The sequence below is a fragment of the Streptomyces phytophilus genome, from assembly GCF_013870535.1.
Lineage (GTDB): Bacteria > Actinomycetota > Actinomycetes > Streptomycetales > Streptomycetaceae > Streptomyces > Streptomyces phytophilus.
In genome coordinates this window covers 1-3,376 of the sequence record NZ_JACBXC010000656.1, presented here as the reverse complement: position 1 = coordinate 3,376, position 3,376 = coordinate 1, and the positions used below count along the sequence as shown (strand labels likewise).

The following is a 3,376-nucleotide window of genomic DNA, read 5'->3' as shown; positions in this document are numbered from 1 at the left end:
TCCGGCGGCGGCATGGAGGCCCAGCCGAGCCGCGCCGCGGGGTCCAGCAGCGCCTGGTAAGGGCCCACGGCCTCCTTGCCGATGCGCTGGAGGGCGGCCCAGACCGTGACCTGGTTCGCCGAGAGCACCGGCATCCGCAGCTCCGCCTCCAGCTGCGGGATGACGTCGTACGTCGGGAGGTTGGTGCAGCTGATGAAGAGCGCGTCCGGAGAGCCCTGCGCGACGGCGATCCGGGCCATCTCGACGACCTGCCGGTACGGCACCCGCCAGATGTGCCGGGTCAGCCCGAGGCTGGCCCGTCCCGTGACCTCGATGCCGCCCTCTTCGAGGAACTCCTCCAGCGCCCCGGTGACGGAGGGCGTGTACGGCGTGACGATGGCGGTGCGGCGGGCGCCGATCTCGTTCAGCGCGCTGAGCATGGCTCCGGACGTCGTCATCGCCGGCACGGCGGCGGCGGACGACATGGCGGCGGTCATCGCGCGCTCGCCCATGCGGCCGTCGGCGAAGCTGCCGGAGGCGCAGGCGTAGGCGATGACCTCGGGCGAGACGGCGGTCAGGGCGCGCACCGCCTCGCGCAGGGTCTGGTGCTCACTCACGAGTCTGGCCAGGTCGAGGCTCACCTCGACGGGGACGTAGGGGGTACGCGTCAGATGCAGGGACACATCGTCCGGCACCCATCGCCAGAGCTCGCGGTCGAGCGCGAAATCAAAAGGGGCTACGACACCCACACCACGCTGTGGCTGTGGTCCGCCCAGAAAAGAGACGTCCATGAGGATGCCCCGTTCGTACGGAGGGCTGGGGGAAGGTGAATCATCTGGAGCAGCCGGTGAGCGACCGGGACGCAGTGACAGATGCGGTTATTGACGAAGGTAGAGGCACACCCCTAGCGTGGTCAATCCTCGCATCTCCGACGTTTTTCCGCCTTCCCTTTCAGGCTACATCCAGTACTGCATCCAGTGCTGCGGACCATTGCAGCAGTGCCACATTGCGGGACGGTTTCCTTCCTATGTCCGATATCCGCGTGCTCGTCCTCAATGACGATCCGCCGCCCGACCTGGACCGGCTCCGGGGCCGGGCCCAAGTGATCAGCACGGACGCGGAAGGGCTCGCCGAGCTGCTGCCCTCCGCCGACGTCGTGCTGGTGTGGGACTTCACCTCGCCCGCGGTGCGCAGAGCGTGGCCGGGGCCCGGCCCGCGGCCCCGGTGGGTGCACACCCCGAGCGCCGGGGTCGACCATGTGCTCTCCCCCGAGTTCGCCGCCTCGGACACGGTGCTGACCAACGCCCGCGGGGTCTTCGACCGGCCCATCGCGGAGTACGTGGCCGGGCTGGTGCTGGCGATGGCCAAGGACCTGCCCGGCACCTGGGAGCGGCAGCGCCAGCGCCGCTGGCAGCACCGCGAGACGCTGCGGCTGGCGGGGACCCGGGCGGTGGTGGTGGGCGCCGGGCCGATCGGGCGGGCCATCGCGGAGACGCTGGGCTGCCTGGAGGTGCGTACGGAACTGGTGGGCCGGACCGCGCGCGCGGGCGTACGCGGCCAGGCGGAGCTGCCGGCGCTGCTGGTGGAGGCCGACTGGGTGGTCTGCGTGGCGCCGCTGACCGAGGAGACCCGCGGGATGTTCGGCAGCGAGGCGTTCGCGGCGATGCCGGACAGGGCCCGGTTCATCAACGTCGGCCGCGGCCCGCTGGTCGACACCACGGCGCTGGTCGCGGCGCTGGAGCAGCAGGAGATCGCGGCGGCGGCGCTCGACGTCTTCGAGACCGAGCCGCTGGCGCCCGAGGACCCGCTGTGGCGGGTGCCGGGCCTGTTCGTCTCGCCGCACATGAGCGGCGACACGGTCGGCTGGCGCGGGGACCTGTCGGAGCAGTTCCTGGAGCTGTTCGACCTGTGGGAGGCGGGCCGGCCGCTCTTCAACGTGGTGGACAAGCAGCTCGGGTACGTACGGTGACGCAGAATGCGGAGTAGGTGACGGGCAACCGAGGAGGCGGCGGAATGGCGGGGAGCACGGATCCGGCGGATCTCACGGCGGTGGAGCTGCTGCGCGGCTACCGCTCCGGGGCGCTGTCGCCCGTCGAGGCCACCCGCGCGGCGCTCGCGCGCGCGGCCCGGGCGCAGGAGCTGACCAACGCCTTCGTCACCCTCGACGACGCCGTACGGGACGCTGCCCTCGCCCGCGCCGAGGCGTCCGCGCGCCGCTGGCAGCGCGGCGAGCCCGCCGGGCTGCTCGACGGGGTGCCGGTGACCGTCAAGGACATGATCCTCCAGCGCGGCGCCCCCACGCTGCGCGGCTCCCGGCTGGTCGACCCGGACCGCGAGTGGGACGAGGACGGCCCGTCGGTGGCGCGGCTGCGGGAGCACGGGGCGGTGTTCCTCGGCAAGACCACGACGCCGGAGTTCGGCTGGAAGGGCACCACGGACAGCCCGCTGAACGGGGTCACCACGAACCCGTACGACACCGGCCGCACCACGGGCGGCTCCAGCGGCGGCAGCGGGGCGGCGGTGGCGCTGGGCGCGGGGCCGCTGAGCCTGGGCACGGACGGCGGCGGCTCGGTGCGGATCCCGGCGGCGTTCTGCGGGATCGTCGCGCTCAAGGCCACGTACGGGCGGGTGCCGCTGTATCCGGCGAGCCCGTTCGGCACGCTCGCGCACGTCGGGCCGATGGCGCGGGACGTCCGGGACACGGCGCTGCTGATGGACGTGGTCAGCGGCGCGGACCCGCGGGACTGGTCGCAGCTCGGCCCGCCCGCGGGCGGCTTCGTCGACGCCCTGGACGGGGCCGCCGAAGGCGTGCGGGGGCTGCGGGTGGCGTACAGCGCGTCGTTCGGCGGGCAGGTGCCCGTCGACCGGCAGGTGGCCGCGGTGGTGCGGAGCGCGGTGGAGCGGCTCTCCGACCTCGGCGCGTACGTGGAGGAGGCCGACCCGCGGCTGTGCGAGGGGCTCGCCGCGTGCCAGGAGGCGTTCCACACGCTGTGGTTCAGCGGCGCCGCGCGGGTGGTGCAGCCCTACGGCCCTCAGGCGCGCGAGCGGCTGGACCCGGGGCTGCGCGAGATCGTCGAACTGGGCGAGCGGTACAGCGCGCTGGACTACCTGGCCGCGGTGGACGTGCGGATGGCCCTCGGGCAGTCGATGGGGCGCTTCCACCAGACGTACGACGTGCTGGTCACCCCGACCGTGCCGATCACGGCGTTCGAGGCGGGGGCGGAGGTGCCGAAGGACTCGGGGCACACCCGGTGGACCGGGTGGACCCCGTTCACGTACCCCTTCAACCTCACCCAGCAGCCGGCGCTCAGCCTGCCCTGCGGGGTGGACGGGGCGGGGCTGCCGGTGGGGCTGCAGCTCGTCGCGGCGCGGCACCGGGACGCGCTGGTGCTGCGCA

3 protein-coding genes are annotated in these 3,376 nt (G+C 73.4%); 2 read left to right on the top strand and 1 reads right to left on the bottom strand.

Going from position 1 to position 3,376, the window contains the following annotated elements; genetic code table 11:
* On the bottom strand, positions 1 to 770 hold a 770-nt coding region (locus tag H5J30_RS23030), incomplete at its 3' end, for a maleate cis-trans isomerase family protein (RefSeq protein WP_181789289.1).
* 236 nt (positions 771 to 1,006) lie between these two features.
* Between H5J30_RS23030 and H5J30_RS23025 the strand changes: the two genes are divergently transcribed.
* Positions 1,007 to 1,948 (top strand): D-2-hydroxyacid dehydrogenase, encoded by a 942-nt coding sequence (locus tag H5J30_RS23025; protein ID WP_181789288.1) that lies wholly within the window; start codon positions 1,007 to 1,009, stop codon positions 1,946 to 1,948.
* A 44-nt stretch (positions 1,949 to 1,992) separates the two neighbouring features.
* A partial coding sequence (locus H5J30_RS23020; RefSeq protein WP_181789287.1) for an amidase occupies positions 1,993 to 3,376 on the top strand: 1,384 nt, incomplete at its 3' end.

Bases quoted from the DNA above. Each gene is read 5' to 3' on its own strand.
- H5J30_RS23025 (WP_181789288.1), top strand. From the start codon at position 1,007: ATGTCCGATATCCGCGTGCTCGTCCTCAATGACGATCCGCCGCCCGAC.